Raw genomic sequence first — 15,356 nt, forward strand, 5'->3', positions numbered from 1 at the left:
ATAGTCCTTATTCCATTCTATATGGCGATCAGGAGGTTGAAATGTCCTCTAAATATCCGGAGTTAGATCAAGTTATCATGTATATCCAGAATCATCTTCATGAACCGATATCCCTTTCACAACTCTCGCATTACGCTTTCTATAGCCCCTATCATTTCATACGCATCTTTAAAGAGCAAATGGGATTGACTCCGCAATATTACATATCCTCCCTACGGTTACAGAAAGCCAAAGAACTGTTGTTGGCGACTCCTTTCCCTGTTCGGGAGGTCGCGAACGAACTGGGTTACCAGAGTCTCGGAACATTCACATCGCGCTTCAGTAAATCCGTGGGCATGACGCCTTCCGAATTCAGAAGCTCCGGCCTTCATGCCGAGCATCATTTGCGTCGGTTATCCGAGCCTGCGATTTGGCTGCCCGGGCATACAACGACCTTATCGCTGAATGACTATATTGAGGGCACGGTCCGGAGCGAGATCCCTTTTCAAGGCGTCGTACTGGTCGGGTTGTTCCGCAAACCACTCCCTGAAGGCATACCGCTATACGGAACATTGGCTCGTGTGAACGATTCATTCCGAATATCGGGCGTTAAACCCGGCGTTTATTACCTGATGGCCACCTCCGTGTCATGGAAGTCGAAGGCCAACGACATTCTATTGCCGGCGTATACGCTAAGAACGCGTTCCAGAGCGCCAATCATCATTAAGCCTGGGGAATGCGCGCACCAGCAAGATGTGATTCTATACCCGCCTCGGCTGGATGACCCGCCCATATTAATATCGTTGACGCTGCTCATGCAACGATTATATCGACAATTCAGCTCGATCGGGAAACACAGCAATTGACAAGAAGTCCAGCAAGTCGAAACATGCTAACCTACGACTTGAGCCATACAAACCCGTTTTGAGACTACGATGTAAAGGAGAAATAAAAGATGGCAAAAGTCATTATTCACGCAACAACAACATTGGATGGATACATGGCCGACAAAAAGGGCGGTATCGATTGGATGTTCGATTTCGAAGCTACGGACCAGGATTACGCAGTCGTCAGAAAAGTCTTGGAGGAAATTGGTGCCGTAATAGGCGGCGCCAACAAAACGAACACGATTGAAGAAGGGGAAATCCCTTATGGCGGTATGTTGAAAGTTCCAATATACCTCATGACTCGCGAAGCCCATGATCCGGTTGAAAAAGACGGCATCACGTATCATTTCGTTGTTAACGATATCAAGAAAGCCGTTGAGGCTGCCAAAGCAAGCGCTGGCGATAAAAGCGTCGCTCTGTTGGGCGGCAGCATCTCCCGTCAATGCCTTAAGCTTGGTCTAGTGGACGAAATCGTATTAGCTGTAGTCCCCCTGCTGCTGGGTGACGGCATTTCATTATTTGACGGGCTTGGAGAGCGTATTAAGTTGGAGCGCATAGAAACATTGGCCTTTGCGAGCGAGACCCACCTGCGATACAGGGTTATTAAGTAAGATCGGCCAGCCACACGGCGTCAACAAAGCTCCGTACCGCTTCCGGAAAAGCCAACCGGATTTATTCCCGGTTGGCCGAACAAACGGTATAGGAGCTTTACTGCGCTCAGTCGAACAAATCTCCGAAGAGATCCATGACGCTTTTTTTCTTTTTCTTGTAGGGGTAACGACCGTTTTGGGGATACGGTTGTTGCGGAGGGGGATAGTGCGGCTGCTGGTGCTGGGGAGGATATGCCCCTCTCTGTTGCTCGTACCCGCCCGAAGAATTGCCGTAATACCATTCATTGTAGTCTTGGCGAACTTCCCTGACGTCCTGCATCAGCTTTTCCAGCTCGCCGCGGTCCAGCCACACCCCTTTGCACGTCGGGCAGACGTCGATGAGAATCCCGTTTTTCTCCACTTCTCTCATGCGAGTGCCGTCGCATACCGGACAATTCATTCCGAATTCCTCCCTGATTTCATGTCCATCTTGTCTGTAATACGCAACTGCGCCGTATCGGTTTCCTCGCGTTATTCTCCCCAGATACGAGGAAGAAAAAAATCCGAGTGGTTTCCCCAAACATTGTCAATGCTACGGAGTAACGGAGGTGCTCGTCGACCATGCGCGCCAATTCCTGCTTAGCCGATCTCCAGCAAGCGGCGGCCAGCCGCGAAGATTTGAAAATCGAACCGTTCGCGCTCCGCGGAACTCCCGTCTGGATCGCGGGACTCGAATCCCTGATCCAACGTGCCAAAACCCGATACGAGTTGCTTGGCAGCCTCCCCGAAACGTCCTGTTCGTTCGAGGAGCTGGCCGCGAGGCTGTTCGGGGAGTTCGTGCCTTCTTCGGAGCTGCTGGGCAAGCTGCTCCAAGGCAAGCTGGCGGTTCTGTCCGGCGACGGCACTAGAGCTTTCGTGCTGGAATCCGAACCTGCCGAGCTAAAGAGAGCCGTCGACCTCCCGAAGGAAGAAACGATTGTGGGGGCTCCCTCCGCCGCGTTCGTGGAAGACCTGAATACGAATGTGGGACTGCTGCGGCACACGTTCGGATCGGCGGATCTGCGGGTGGAATACGTCTCCCGGGGCGGCCCGGCCGACAAGCGCATCGCTCTCGTCTACTTGGGAAGCGAAGCGTCCCCGCAGCTGGTAAGCGAGATCCGCGGCCGAATAAGCGCCCCTTACCGCTATCCGGTTCGCAGCGAACAAGCGCTTATCTCCCTGTTGACGGGAACGCGCTGGCAATTGATTTCTCCGCTGTACAACACCGAGCTGCCGGAACAAGTGTCCGACGAATTGCTTCTAGGCAGGGTCGCGATTCTGATGGACGGGCAATGCACCGCGGCGATTACGCCATCGTCCATCCGCAACTTTTTTGCGATGTTCTCCGACAAGCATTTTCCCTACCCGCTCATGCTCGCCATCCGCGCCGTACGGATCATCGGCTTGCTCGTCGCCCTCCTGCTTCCGGGCTTGTACGTCGCGCTGATCGCGGTCAATCCGGAGACGCTCAAGATCGAGCTTGCCCTATCGCTGGCGATGAGCCGGCTGAACGTTCCCTACCCGGCATTCATCGAGATCATCATCATGCTGTTCATTATCGAAATGGTCGTGGAAGCCAGTCTTCGATTGCCGAAGAGCATCGGCCCTACGATCACCATGGTAGGCGGCATAATTCTTGGACAAGCCGTCGTGCAAGCCCAGCTCGTGAGCAATCTGGTCATCATCGTGCTGGCGGCCACGACGATCGCCAACTTTACGCTGGTCGGATTCAATAACGCGTTAACGATTCGGTTCCTGAAATACTTCATCGTCTGCTTAAGCGCGATGTACGGAGCAATGGGATTGTTCGCGGGTCTGATCGGCTTCATCTTGTACATAAGCAGCATCCGCATAAACGGAATTCCGTTTATGCGGTTGCGGTAGGAGCGCTTGCGCCCGCCCCGCGATTCCCCAAGAAAGGAATGAAGCAACGTTGCAACGGAACGCCTCCCGCCTGCCGACCTATCTTTTCATCGTCGGGACTCATACGGGGCTGATCTTTTTCTTCTACGCTCATGCGACGCTTCGAACGACCGCCTACGCGCATTGGCAGCCGGCAGTCGTCTATATCTGCATCGAGGCCTTGTGCCTCTTCCTGCTGCTGGCCGGACTTGCCAGAGTTCCCGGCAAGGACTTCGCCGACTTGTTCATCCCGCTGGGCAAGGTGGTCTCGCTCCTGCTGCTGGCTCCTCTTGTCGCCTATTTTCTGCTGGTTTCGCTGATGGTTATGAGAAGTTTCGCCGAGCTGGTTCGGATCATGTTCGTCGCGAACACCCCGATGTGGGCGCTGCTCGCCCTACTTGTCTTGCTGTTCATGTTCGGCGCTTTTATGGGCGGGGACTCCATCCTGCGAGCCAACGTCGTCTTCTCGGCCCTCTTCCTGCCCGTGCTCTTGTTCGCGCTGAGCAGTTGCTTCAAGAATGCCGACTTTCATTACCTTTATCCCTCGTGGAATTCGAGCTTCGACTTCTTGCGCAAGCAGGAGTTCTACTCTTCCATGTTCGTCGTCTCGCCGTTCCTCGTCATCGGCATGCTGCCCCCTCTGAGCCCGCTGCGCCCGCGCGGCGTCTTCCTGACCATGCTGCCGATCTGGGCGCTCTGCCTGATTGCCTTGCATATTCCGATTCTCGTCTTCGGAACGCCCGCCGCGAGATTGCTCGTATTCCCTTTTCTCGCCACGATGGACAGCGTCAGTCTGCTATGGCTTGTTTTCGACCGGGTAACTCTGTTCTACGCCGTCTCCATAATGGCCTTCGTATCCGTCCACGCTTCGTTCCTGCTCTGGTCGATCGGTCGAATCGTTCACAAGCGGTTTCCGAAATGCCCGGAGAAGCCGGTAATCGCGGCCGCCGCCGTCTCCTTATTCGTCTGGGGACTGATGATTCCCGGGTGGGACTGGCTGCAGAATATGCTGTTCTGGGAAACCTGGCTCCGCATTCTGGCCGTGTTCGCCATCCCCGCCGCCGTTCTGTGGAGAGGCCTGATCCTGTCGCGAAGGAGAGCCGCTTCATGATTCGACCGCGCCGTCTCCCCGCCTGCATCGCTCTGATTTGCGCGCTGACGGTGCTGCCTGGCTGCTGGGACATCAAAGACATCAACCATCGCGTGCTCCCCATCATCATGGGCATCTCGTACAGCAAGGATCACAAATACAAAGTATCGCTCCAGGTGCCTGTCCCTACCGCTCGCAACATCCGCAATCTGGTCGTATCGGCCGAAGCGGCTACGCTCAGCAAGGCGATCTCCCATCTCGACATGAACATCGAAAGCCATTTGGATCTCACGCATATGCAGCTGATTCTGTTCGACCGCAAAGTCGCGGAGGAGGGAATTCAGGACGAGATCGCCTTTGCCATGCGTACGCAGGAAATCCCCATGAAGGCGCTGCTCGCCGTCACGAACGAAGACATGGAGAGCTTCCTGCGCAAAACCGGAAACTCCGTCGTGCAGAACGGCAGCTCGTTCATGAATTTCTTCAACAAGAACGCCGGATGGGATCCGCAAATTACGCTTGCCGCGTTATGGCAAGCTTTCGAGACGATCCATTCGGAGACGAAGGACATCGCTCTGCCCGTGATCCGCGCGGGCACATCGACGATGCTGGAATTCGAAGGCTCCGCCTTGATGAGCAGAGATCGGATGGTTGGGCAGATTCCTCCGGAGCAATCGCTGCTCGTCAATATCGCGAATAATCAGATCGAGGACGCGGTTCTGGAGGTTACGAAGTCGTCCAGCCTGCTGATCGTCCGCAATTCGACCCGCCATCGCGGGTCGATCGTGGACGGCCGCCCCGTTCTCCATACCCGGATGCAGCTGTCGGCCATCATCAAGGAGAAGCACGACGACAAGAGCGTGGACGAGATCGCGAGCGAGCTGACGGAACAAATACGGAGCAGATACGAGCTGTTATACGAAAAGCTGCTGAAAGCAAAATCCGATCCCACGGGCGCAGGACAACATTTCAGGGGGCTCCTTCCCTACGATGAATTGACTTCGTGGAGAGAACGCTACTACCCTCACCTGATACTCAAGTGCGACGTCAGCACCGTCATCGTCAATCAGGGCAATATTTCGAGCAACTGATTGACGGAGCAGCCGAGATTAGCGGCTTCCTCTTCTCGCTTTCAGGCAGGCCAGGTTGTACGTCCGGCCGTAGCTGCGCGCGAAGCTGACGATGCGGCGAAGCATCGACCGGTCGGGCAGTTTCGTGAACGGACACGGGTCGGGCCGCGTGTTCACCTCGATGATCCAGGATCTCTTGCTCCGATCTACGGCAATATCCAGCCCGAGCTCCCGAATCCGGGGATAGGCCCGATCGAACCGCCGCGCCGTCGCATGCGCCAACTGTTCGAACTCGCTCAGCAGCCTGGAAGCGCGGCTGTGTCCCGCCGTGCGCCGCAGCAGCCCGCGCGCCTCGTAGATGCTGCCTCCCTGGCTGCCGTTCGTCACCGCCTTGCGGGGCGACGCTACCCGGGCGGCCATCCCCGTCACCTTCCAGCCGACTTTGCGGCCCTTCTGGATCATGACGCGGTAATCGATCGGCCGCCCTCCGAGCCTCAACACATGAATGCCTCGCTGTACCAGGTAAGGCTCCCTGCCTATCCTCCTCCGAATCCACCTGAACAAAGCCGAATAGCCGGGGAAAACCTGGCGTTTGACACCGTCGCGCACGGTCCATTTGCCATGCGCTCGGTCTACTCTCATGACGCCGATGCCGCACGAACCGGACACCGGCTTAATGTATACCATCCGATGCCTGCTCAGCATCCGCCCGAGCGAAGCGGCCGTCAGACGCCGCGTGGCCGGAATGTGAAGAGCCAATGAGGCAGAACCCTCCAGCAGCTTCGTCTTGATCCACTTGCTCGTAACCCTCGTCTGCCTGCTCAATTTCCTCGTCAGCTCCTCTTTTTCCCGTAGGGGTCTATCCGCTTATGAATACTGTATGGGCAACCCGCATGAGAAGGCAGGGCCAAGGCCCATTACCGCAAGGAAGAACGCGCGCCGCTCCCGCACATATATTATGATTATCAGCCTTTGGAGGCGGAAGCGGAGGAATGGCCATGAGTGCGTCGCCCTTTCACGATAAAATAGACCGGACCGTTCACCTGTTTCCCTGGTACGGCCAACTGCTCGCGGATGCGGGCATCGACCGGTTCTCGGTACGCTCGATCGACCGGCTTCCCCTGATGACGTCCGAACTGCTGGAACGGTACTACTATAGCCGCGAACGGCCCTACGCGGAGGATGACGTCGCCGGCCGGGTGACGTCTTACCGGACGTCGGGAACGAGCACGAACCGTCGGAAAACGATTTTCTACTCCGCGGAAGACGAGAGTCATTACGTTCGCATCAAAGCCGAAATGTTCCGCCGCATGATCGCGCCGACCGGCGCTTCTACCGCGCTCTCGGACATGGGAACGGGCCACGCGGCGGGCACCGCCCTGGACGTATTCGCGAGAATCGGCATTGCGGCGGATTCCATCTCGTTCGAGCAGCCGATCGTTCGGCATCTGGAGCGCCTCAGGACGCTTCGCCCCCACGTTCTCTATACGATGCCGTCGATTCTCGACCGTCTGCTGGAAGCGAGCGAGGACGATCCTGCCTCCTACGGAATCCGCAGCGTCGTTCTGGTCGGCGAGATCGCCGCCCCCGCATGGCGCCGCAGCGTAGCCGGGAGGCTCGGTCTGGACGAAGAAAACGTAACCGACACATACGGCTCGATCGAGATCGGCACGATCGCCGGCTATTCGCACGAACATGGACGTTATCTGTTCGCCGAAGGCATTAAAGCCGAAGGCGTTCCGGCGGAAGGGCTCGGCGCCGGAATGGAGCCGCTCCAGGAAGGCGAGTCCGTGCTTGTGCTGACTTCTTTCGTGCGCGAGCTGTTTCCCGCATTGCGGTTCGTCACCTACGACGTCGTGCGGGGTTTGCGTCCGATTCGCGTGAACGGGCAATGGCGGCAGAGCTTCGAGGCCATCGTCCGGCGCATCGGCCCGGAGCTGAAGCACGGCGAGAAAATCAGCGTGTACGATATCGAGAACGTCGTCTACCGCCACTTGAAGGAAGCCAACGTAGCCGTTCGCGTGCGGGGAAACAAATTGTCCGTGCATGTCGGCAGCCGGAGCCAGGCTGATCCTGCCGTATACGAGAGTATCGAGCGGGAGCTGGCGGAGCGCATTCCCGAGATCGGCGCCATGATCCGGGGAGGCCTTCTGGAGGCGATCCGGGTCATACCCGAGGAAGCTCCCTGCGAAGGAACGGCAATCAAGCGAAAGAAAATTTTCTACGACTGAGGGGATCGGCGGATGGATGCACACGGCTCAGGCCTGATGAACCCTGAGGATGCGCTTGACGGCATAGGGGCCGCGATCGGAAGAACGCCGCTCGTGCCTCTGCGCCGGCTGTTCCGGGACGCGGCGTTCCGCGTCTACGGCAAGCTGGAGATGATGAATCCGGGCGGCAGCGCCAAAGACCGCCCCGCGCTGCGCATTGTGCGGGAAGCGATTCGTTCCGGGGACATTCGCCGGGGAACGACCGTCATCGAATCGAGCTCGGGCAATATGGCCGTCAGTCTCGCTCAGCTCTGCCGGGGGCTTGGACTGCGTTTTATTTGCGTCGTAGACCCTCGCACGACCGAGAGCCATCTTAGGCTCATTCGGCTTCTCGGGGGCGAGATCGAGCTTGTCGCTTCTCCGGACCCGGCAAGCGGAGACTATTTGCCCGCCCGGATCGCGCGGGTGAAGCAGCTGCAGCGGCAGATCGGCGACTGCTATTGGACGAACCAGTACGGCAACCCGAACAATTACATGGCTCATTACGACACGACGATGCCGGAGATGCTGGAGGCGCTGCCGCGTATCGATTATTTGTTCTGCGGCGTTAGCTCGTGCGGGACGATCCGGGGGTGCGCGGAGCGGTTGAAGGACAGCGGCGCGCCTACCCGGATTGTGGCGGTGGACGCGGCGGGCAGCGTGATCTTCGGCGGGACGAAGGGTGCCCGGAAGTTTCCCGGGCTTGGAGCGGCCATAATCCCTCCCATCGCGCGGCCCGAGCTGATCGATCGGATCGTGTACGTCACGGAACGGGAGTGCGTCGAGACATGTCGGGAGCTGCTGCGCTCGGAGGCGATTCTCGCCGGCGCCTCCTCGGGCGGCGTGCTGGCGGCGATCCGCTCGCTTCGGGACGAGATCCCTGCCGGTGCGGTCTGTGCGGCGATTTTGCCGGATCGCGGGGAGCGGTACTTGGATACGGTGTACAGCGACGAGTGGACGATGGAAAATATGTGAGCCAACCTTGGGGAGGACCAAATCTTGCGCTCGACCGTACAGGGTCCGTGCGCAAGAGCGCTCAAAGTTCCGTTCGCACCCCCCACTTTACGTTAACGCGAAAAAGGAGGCACCGTGGACATGATCTACCTGAACGACGGACATATCCGCCAGATCGGTACGGATTGGCCCTCGTTGACCGGGCTCGTCGAACGGACGGCCTCTCTGCTGGGAACTCCGGAGGCGGTTCAGCCGCTTAAGCCGTATTTGCGTTTCCGGGAGCCCGGCAACCGGATTATCGCCATGCCCGCCTTCGTCGGAGGCGATACGGAGATGAGCGGCATCAAGTGGATCGCCAGCTTTCCCGGCAACGTCCGGCGGGGGCTGCCGCGAGCGCACGGCTCGATCGTCCTAAACGATCCCGGGACCGGCGTTCCCGTGGCCTTTCTGTGCGGCGGGCGGCTGAACGAGCTGCGAACGGCGGCGGTGAGCGCGGCGATGCTTCGGGCGTATTTCCGGTTGGGCTGGCACGAGCGCTGCAAGATCGGCATTATCGGATGGGGGCCAATCGGGAGAATGCATCATGAAATGATCATGACCCTGTTCGGCGATCGGGTAGAAAGCGTGCGGCTGTTCGACGTTCGCGGGATCGATTCGGCGACGGTCCGTGTTGGGACGGAACGCGCGGAGACGACGATATGCGATACGTGGCAGGAGGCTTACCGGGGGAGCGATATCATCGCGACCTGCACTGTCGCGCCGACGAGGTATATCGACGAACGCCCGGCGCCGGGTTCGCTGCTGCTGAACGTCTCGCTGCGGGATTACGAGCCGAAGTGCGTAACCGGAACGCAGGTCGTCGTCGACAGCTGGAAGGAAGTGTGCCGGGAGAACACCGACGTCGAGCAATTGCATCTGCAAGAGGGGTTGAGAGAGGAAGTAACATTGACGCTGACGGAGGCCGTTGGCGCTGACGGACTTCGCTCCGTGGCGCGGGAGACCCCGATTTTCTTCAATCCGATGGGCATGGCCGCTTTCGACATTGCGGTGGCGGCGCACTATTGGCGGGAAGCTGAGCGAATGGACATCGGCGTTCGGTTGAAGGCATAGAACGGTGGAGCGCGAGGAACAGCGCGAAGCGATAGCGGCGTTCCGCTGGAAGCATCATTCGGCGGGAATGATGAGGTACGGAGCGAAGCGGAATTCGGTTGGAGGCGTAGTTCGGCAGAAATAGCGAGGAGCAGCGCGAGGCGATATCGGTGTTCGGTCAGCATCGAGCGGCGGATGGCGAGATTTGGTACACTTAAGCTGATCTCAATCTCGAAGGGGGTTACGACCGTGATCGTCGCCATCAATACGATTCGCGTCAAATCCGGCCATGTTGCCGAAGTCGCCGAACGATTCAAAAATCCGAAGGGCGTTCAACACGCACCCGGCTTTATCCGCATGGAGCTGCTGACCGAGTCGCTGGAGGAACACGATGAACTGAAAGTATGCACGACGTGGGAAAACAAAGAGACCTTCGAAGGGTGGGTTAACAGCGACGCCTTCAAGCAAGCTCACGCCCACTCCCGCCCGAAGCCCGAAGGCGGCTCAGCGGCAGGTCCGGCCGGCCACGGCGAGGGACAAACCGGCCACGGCGGGCAACCGAAGCCCGGCTCCGGCATCATGCTCGGCGCCAAGCTCAGCATCCACGAGGTTGCTTTCTCCTACCCGGGAGAGTAAGCGGTCCGGCGCGTTAGCGGTCTACCAGACCGTTAGTCGCGCCAACTCTCCCACTCACCTTCCGTTAACGGCCTACCAGACCGTTAATCCCGTCAATCCTCCCGCTCGCCCTCCGTTAACGGCCTACCAGGCTGTTAGTCGCGCCTATCCTCACGCTCGCCCTCCGTTAACGGCCTACCAGACCGTTATTCGCGCCAACTCTCCCACTCGCCCTCCGTTAACGGTCTGCCAGACCGTTAATCCCGCCAACTCTCCCACTCACCTTCTGTTAACGGCCTACCAGGCCGTTAGTCGCGCCTATCCTCACGCTCGCCCTCCGTTAACGGCCTACCAGACCGTTAATCCCGTCAATCCTCACGCTCGCCCTCCGTTAACGGCCTACCAGACCGTTAATCCCGTCAATCCTCCCGCTCGCCTTCCGTTAACGGCCAACCAGACCGTTAATCCCGCCAACTCTCCCACTCACCTTCCGTTAACGGTCTACCAGACCGTTATTCGCGCCAACTCTCCCGCTCGCCTTCCGTTAACAGCCTACCAGACCGTTAGCCGCGCCAACTCTCCCGCTTTCCCTCCGTTAACAGCCCACCAGGCCGTTAGCTGCGCCAACTCTCCCGCTTTCCCTCCGTTAACGGCCTACCAGGCCGTTAGCTCGCCGTAACACCCACTAACCAAGCAAAAATGCCTTCGGCGTCCTCTGGACGATGAAAGCGTTTTGTCGGAGACGATTCAGATAAGGATAGCGGATTTTACACTTTCTGAATCGTGGACAAAATAGCGGTCTACCAAGACCGCTAAGTCCAAGCGAGGCCGAAAGCCGGTCTCAGCCCCGCCCGGTCTTGTTGGCCGCGATCTGCTCGGCCAGCTCGTTCAGCTCCGTCCAGCGCTCCAGCAGCGCATCAAGCTTCGCCTCCAGCGCGGTCTGCTCTTCCATCAGTTGCTGCAGCCGGCCCGAATCGCTCGCCGCTTCCTCCATGCGGGAGGCTACGGCGGCGAGCGCCTCTTCCGTCTCCGCGATCCAGCCGTCGATCTGCTCGAAATCCTTCTGGTCCTTGTAGGACATTTTCAGCACTGGGCGGTCTTTGCGCTCCTGAACAGCCTCCCCCGTCGTCGACGCCCCCGAAGCTTTCGTCGGGACAGCCGATGCCTGCTTCTCCGCCTCCCGCTTCTCGGCGTAAGCCTGATAATCGGAGTAGTTGCCCGTATGCTCGGCAACGACGCCGTCCCCCTCGAACGCCAGAATGCGATCCGCCGTCCGATCCAGGAAGTAACGGTCGTGCGACACCGCGATGACGACGCCGGGAAAATCGTCCAAATAGTCTTCAAGCACCGTCAATGTCGCAATGTCCAAATCGTTGGTCGGCTCGTCCAGCAGCAGCACGTTGGGCGCGTTCATCAGCACCCGCAGCAGCTGCAGCCGCCTCTTCTCCCCGCCGGACAGCTTGGAGATGACGGACCACTGCACCGCCGGAGGAAAAAGAAACCGCTCCAGCATCTGCCCCGCGGAGATCGTCGTGCCATCCGCGGTCTTCACCTGTTCGGCCCCTTCGCGGATATACTCCATCACCCGAAGCGACTCGTCCATCTCCTCGTGCTCCTGGCTGAACCAGCCCAGCTTCACCGTCGGTCCCAGCTCCACGCGCCCGCCGTCCGGCTGCAGCTTCCCGGCGATCATCTTGAGCAGCGTCGACTTGCCGCTCCCGTTGCGCCCGACGATGCCCACGCGATCCTCCGGCACCGCGATGTAGCTGAGGTCGCGGATCAGCTCGCGGCCGCCGATGCTTTTCCGCAAATGCTCGATCTCGATAATTTTCTTGCCGAGCCTCGCCGACGCCACCGACACGTCCAGCTTGCCCGCCGCGCTCTTGGGCCCCTGCTCCTTCAAAGCTTCGAAGCGGTCGAGCCGCGCCTTCTGCTTCGTCGAACGAGCCTGCGCTCCGCGGCGAATCCAAGCCAGCTCGCCCCGCAGCAGGTTTTGACGTTTGGCTTCCGAGGCGGCCTCGCGCTCTTCCCGCTCCAGCTTCAGCTCCAGAAACCGGCTGTAGTTCGCTTCATAGAAATACGCCGAGCCGCGATCCAGCTCGATCATCCGGTTGCTGACCCGGTCGAGGAAATAACGGTCGTGCGTAATCATCAGCAGCGCGCCTTTGCGCTTCTGCAGCATCCCTTCGAGCCAAGCGACGGAATCGTTGTCGATATGGTTCGTCGGCTCGTCCAGAATGAGCACGTCGGACGGCTGCAGCAGCGCCGCGGCCATCGCCACGCGCTTGCGCTGGCCGCCGGAGAACGCCGCCACCCGACCGTGCACGTCCAGAATGCCCAGCTTCGTAAGCGCGGTCTTCGCTTCGCTTTCCAGTTGCCAAGCGTTCAGCTCGTCCATCTTCGCGTTGGCGGCGATGAGCCGCTCCTGCAAACCGGCGTCGTCGAGGCGAAGCTCCAGCTCCTTCAGCACCGCGGCATGCTCCCGCACCGCCCGAAGCTGCGGAGAGTCGCCGCCAAGCACGTGCTCCAGCGCGGTTTCTTCCGGCCCGAACGACGGATCCTGGGCGAGCATGCGAAGCACGACGGAGCGGCCGATCGACACCTGGCCGGAATCCGGCGGCTCCAGGCCCGCGATCACCTTCAGCAGCGTCGACTTGCCCGTGCCGTTCACGCCGATGATGCCGACTTTGTCCCCGCTCTCGACGCCGAACGCCACGTTCTCGAACAACATTTTGTCGCTGTAGCTCTTCGATATATTTTCGACGGATAACAGATGCATTCCGATACCAACCCTCTTCGTCACTATAAGTAAAACACGTTAACCGTATCATACCATAGTTCCGAGCAGGACTCCGATTCCAACTGCGATCGGATCATCGCCGGCACGCATGCATCCCCGTCATAAGCGTTTGGCGCATCCCCCTTCAGGGTAAATTGGACTGTATAACGATTAAGGGGGACTTCGCATGATTTTCAACCATATTCTCGTTCCGTACGACGGCTCCGACCCGGCGAATAGAGCGCTCGACAAAGCCGTACAGTTCGCTCGTTTCGAAACGCAGATCCGGCTCACCGTTGCCCACGTCATCAATCTGCAGCCGGTTACGGTGGCGGACATGACCTTCGCTCAGCCGGAATCCTATCAGGAGCAGGTGAAGAAGCACGGGGAGGAAATCATCGACCGCGTGAAAAGGCGCCTAGGGGACGTGCCCGGAGCCCATGTCGTCATTCTCGCCGGATCGCCGGCCCCGGCCATTCTCGACTATGCCGACCGCGAGGGCTGCGATCTGATCGTCATGGACAGCCGAGGACTCGGCGCGTTCCGGGAGCTGATGGTCGGAAGCGTCAGCCATAACGTCATCCTGCACGCCCCCGTCCCCGTCATGATTATCAAGTAGCCGCGATTATCCGCCAATCCGAACGGATACGGAAGCCTCTCCCTGCGGTGCGCGCACGATGACCAGTCCACCTTGCGCGCCATCGTAGGAGCAGATCTCCGTCAAGCAGCCTTCCGCGCCCATGATCAGAATATCGCTGCCGGTCAGGCGGGCCGCTTGCGGGTGGTAGATCACCGTCTCCGCTCCGTTCGGCACGAAGTCCATCTCCAGCCGTCCGGCATCGTAATCGTAGCGATAGCGGAGCAGCTCTCCGCCCGTCGACTGCGGATAGGCCCGATTAAGCGCCGAGGCGTAAGGGGCTTCCTTGAAGCCGTCCGTCCAGCACCAATACGTGCTGCTCCACAGATACCCTTCGAACAAGGCGACGATGGCCCGCGTCAAGCCGTGCGTAGCCGGATTTCCGTTGAACGCGCCCCATTCCCCGATCAGAGCGGGAACGTTCAAACGCTGCTGAACGCGGCGATGAACTTCGAAGATCAAGTCGACGCGATCCTGGTTGTACGCCTCGTAGTGGTCCGTGTCGACGACCAGGTCGTAGCCGTGCGGAGCATAGATCATACCCGCATCCCTATTCCCCGATCGGTCTGCCGCAGGCTGAAGGCCGGATTCGATGCCCATGTTCGCAAAATAGCTCGTTTCCAGCAGCAGCAGCCGTTCCCGGTCAACCGAGCGGATCGCTTCGGCCGTCCTGTCGAAGAACGGGGACAGCTTCTCCCGTTCGAAGCGTTGGGACGCTTCCGCCGCGCTCTCCACAAGCGGACGGTACACTTCCATTTTCGCCATGCCGGCCAGCACTTCCAGCTTCTTCTCCTCGTCGAACCACAGCTTCCCGAGCTGCCCGGCATCGGCGTCCTCCAGCCCGAGCGCCTTCTCCGCGTAAGCGGCGATAATCGCGCCCGGCACCTCTTGCCCGTCCGTACCCGGATAAGGCTCGTTCATCAGATCGTAGCCGATCAGATTCGGGCAGTCGGAGAAAAATTCGGCCACATGCCGCCACATCGCCGCGTAACGATCCTGCAAGCCGACGCCGCCCGGCCCCGGGGCGTTGTCCCAGAAGCGATCCAATGCCCGATTGACGGCCGGACTCTCCAGATAGGCGTCGCTCCAGAGCTGGCCCTCCGCATGCGGCAGACCGTCGTGCAGCGTCGCCCATTCCGGCGCCCCGTCCCCGTACAGCGAGCTGTACAGATCCTGATGCATGTCGAGGAATACGTAGATGCCGTTCTGCTGCGCCCAAGCTGCCTGCTGTTTGATCTTCCCGAGATAGACGTCGTCGTACGCCCCCGGTTCGGGCTCTACCCCATCCCAGATGAGTCCCAGCCTTATCACGTTGTAGCCCTGCTCGCGGAACCAAATGAACAAGCTCTCGTCGCAAGGTTCTACATACCCTTTCTTTTTGTCCTTGCAGACCAGATTGACGCCGTGAAGAATGACGTGCGCTCCGTCCTCGTTGACGATGCGCTGAGCTTGAGCCGACAATTTTTTCATAGACAA

General features: G+C 59.2%; 14 protein-coding genes. 10 read left to right on the forward strand and 4 right to left on the reverse strand.

The window, feature by feature from the left end:
* The first annotated feature begins 41 nt into the window (after positions 1-41).
* Together ACESLM_RS04070 and ACESLM_RS04075 are read left to right on the forward strand one after the other, a co-directional pair.
* Positions 42-845, forward strand: a complete 804-nt coding sequence (locus ACESLM_RS04070; RefSeq protein ID WP_372630096.1) for a helix-turn-helix transcriptional regulator — start codon at positions 42-44, stop codon at positions 843-845.
* Between the two features lie 89 nt (positions 846-934).
* Entirely contained in the window at positions 935-1,477 is a 543-nt protein-coding gene (locus ACESLM_RS04075) for a dihydrofolate reductase family protein (RefSeq protein ID WP_372630097.1), read from the forward strand.
* A gap of 106 nt (positions 1,478-1,583) precedes the next feature.
* Here ACESLM_RS04075 and ACESLM_RS04080 read toward each other — a convergent pair whose 3' ends face one another.
* Positions 1,584-1,916: a TFIIB-type zinc ribbon-containing protein gene (locus ACESLM_RS04080; RefSeq protein WP_372630098.1), complete on the reverse strand. Its 333-nt coding sequence runs from the start codon at positions 1,914-1,916 to the stop codon at positions 1,584-1,586.
* Positions 1,917-2,077: 161 nt separating this feature from the next.
* On the opposite strand from ACESLM_RS04080, the gene ACESLM_RS04085 reads away from it, so the two are divergent.
* From ACESLM_RS04085 to ACESLM_RS04095, 3 genes are read left to right on the forward strand one after another with little or no spacing between them, the layout of a single operon-like run.
* A complete protein-coding gene (locus ACESLM_RS04085) occupies positions 2,078-3,379 on the forward strand; it encodes a spore germination protein (protein WP_372630099.1) in 1,302 nt (433 codons plus the stop codon).
* Positions 3,380-3,428: 49 nt separating this feature from the next.
* On the forward strand, positions 3,429-4,508 hold the full coding sequence (locus ACESLM_RS04090; RefSeq protein ID WP_372630100.1) for a GerAB/ArcD/ProY family transporter: 1,080 nt from the start codon (positions 3,429-3,431) through the stop codon (positions 4,506-4,508).
* Complete coding sequence (locus ACESLM_RS04095; protein ID WP_372630101.1) at positions 4,505-5,578, forward strand: Ger(x)C family spore germination protein; 1,074 nt, start codon at positions 4,505-4,507, stop codon at positions 5,576-5,578. Before ACESLM_RS04090 ends, ACESLM_RS04095 begins: the two co-directional genes overlap by 4 nt.
* Positions 5,579-5,596: 18 nt before the next feature.
* Here the strand turns inward: ACESLM_RS04095 and ACESLM_RS04100 are convergent, their stop codons facing one another.
* On the reverse strand, positions 5,597-6,382 hold the full coding sequence (locus ACESLM_RS04100) for a YheC/YheD family protein (RefSeq protein WP_372630102.1): 786 nt from the start codon (positions 6,380-6,382) through the stop codon (positions 5,597-5,599).
* 173 nt (positions 6,383-6,555) lie between these two features.
* Between ACESLM_RS04100 and ACESLM_RS04105 the strand changes: the two genes are divergently transcribed.
* From ACESLM_RS04105 to ACESLM_RS04120, 4 genes are all read left to right on the forward strand, one after another.
* Entirely contained in the window at positions 6,556-7,788 is a 1,233-nt protein-coding gene (locus ACESLM_RS04105; RefSeq protein WP_372630103.1) for a phenylacetate--CoA ligase family protein, read from the forward strand.
* Positions 7,789-7,800: 12 nt separating this feature from the next.
* On the forward strand, positions 7,801-8,781 hold the full coding sequence (gene sbnA / locus ACESLM_RS04110) for a 2,3-diaminopropionate biosynthesis protein SbnA (RefSeq protein ID WP_372630104.1): 981 nt from the start codon (positions 7,801-7,803) through the stop codon (positions 8,779-8,781).
* A gap of 120 nt (positions 8,782-8,901) precedes the next feature.
* A complete protein-coding gene (locus tag ACESLM_RS04115) occupies positions 8,902-9,870 on the forward strand; it encodes a 2,3-diaminopropionate biosynthesis protein SbnB (protein ID WP_372630105.1) in 969 nt (322 codons plus the stop codon).
* 228 nt (positions 9,871-10,098) lie between these two features.
* Positions 10,099-10,485, forward strand: a complete 387-nt coding sequence (locus ACESLM_RS04120; RefSeq protein WP_372630106.1) for an antibiotic biosynthesis monooxygenase — start codon at positions 10,099-10,101, stop codon at positions 10,483-10,485.
* Between the two features lie 820 nt (positions 10,486-11,305).
* On the opposite strand, the gene ACESLM_RS04125 is transcribed toward ACESLM_RS04120, so the two are convergent.
* A complete protein-coding gene (locus tag ACESLM_RS04125; protein WP_372630107.1) occupies positions 11,306-13,243 on the reverse strand; it encodes an ABC-F family ATP-binding cassette domain-containing protein in 1,938 nt (645 codons plus the stop codon).
* 187 nt (positions 13,244-13,430) lie between these two features.
* Here ACESLM_RS04125 and ACESLM_RS04130 point away from each other — a divergent pair, with 187 nt between their 5' ends.
* Positions 13,431-13,862 carry a universal stress protein gene (locus ACESLM_RS04130; RefSeq protein WP_372630108.1) on the forward strand — a complete coding sequence of 144 codons (432 nt, stop codon included), beginning with the start codon at positions 13,431-13,433 and terminating at the stop codon, positions 13,860-13,862.
* A gap of 6 nt (positions 13,863-13,868) precedes the next feature.
* Here the strand turns inward: ACESLM_RS04130 and ACESLM_RS04135 are convergent, their stop codons facing one another.
* On the reverse strand, positions 13,869-15,350 hold the full coding sequence (locus ACESLM_RS04135; protein ID WP_372630109.1) for a glycoside hydrolase family 5 protein: 1,482 nt from the start codon (positions 15,348-15,350) through the stop codon (positions 13,869-13,871).
* Positions 15,351-15,356: the final 6 nt, after the last annotated feature.

This window comes from Cohnella sp., from assembly GCF_041641335.1.
Taxonomy (GTDB): Bacteria; Bacillota; Bacilli; order Paenibacillales; family Paenibacillaceae; genus Cohnella.

Excerpts from the sequence above, each read along its gene's own strand:
- ACESLM_RS04125 (WP_372630107.1), bottom strand. The coding sequence starts at position 13,243 with ATGCATCTGTTATCCGTCGAAAATATATCGAAGAGCTACAGCGACAAA.
- ACESLM_RS04080 (WP_372630098.1), bottom strand. The coding sequence starts at position 1,916 with ATGAATTGTCCGGTATGCGACGGCACTCGCATGAGAGAAGTGGAGAAA.
- ACESLM_RS04135 (WP_372630109.1), bottom strand. The coding sequence starts at position 15,350 with ATGAAAAAATTGTCGGCTCAAGCTCAGCGCATCGTCAACGAGGACGGA.
- ACESLM_RS04095 (WP_372630101.1), top strand. The coding sequence starts at position 4,505 with ATGATTCGACCGCGCCGTCTCCCCGCCTGCATCGCTCTGATTTGCGCG.
- ACESLM_RS04070 (WP_372630096.1), top strand. The coding sequence starts at position 42 with ATGTCCTCTAAATATCCGGAGTTAGATCAAGTTATCATGTATATCCAG.
- sbnA (WP_372630104.1), top strand. The coding sequence starts at position 7,801 with ATGGATGCACACGGCTCAGGCCTGATGAACCCTGAGGATGCGCTTGAC.
- ACESLM_RS04085 (WP_372630099.1), top strand. The coding sequence starts at position 2,078 with ATGCGCGCCAATTCCTGCTTAGCCGATCTCCAGCAAGCGGCGGCCAGC.
- ACESLM_RS04075 (WP_372630097.1), top strand. The coding sequence starts at position 935 with ATGGCAAAAGTCATTATTCACGCAACAACAACATTGGATGGATACATG.
- ACESLM_RS04115 (WP_372630105.1), top strand. The coding sequence starts at position 8,902 with ATGATCTACCTGAACGACGGACATATCCGCCAGATCGGTACGGATTGG.
- ACESLM_RS04130 (WP_372630108.1), top strand. The coding sequence starts at position 13,431 with ATGATTTTCAACCATATTCTCGTTCCGTACGACGGCTCCGACCCGGCG.
- ACESLM_RS04105 (WP_372630103.1), top strand. The coding sequence starts at position 6,556 with ATGAGTGCGTCGCCCTTTCACGATAAAATAGACCGGACCGTTCACCTG.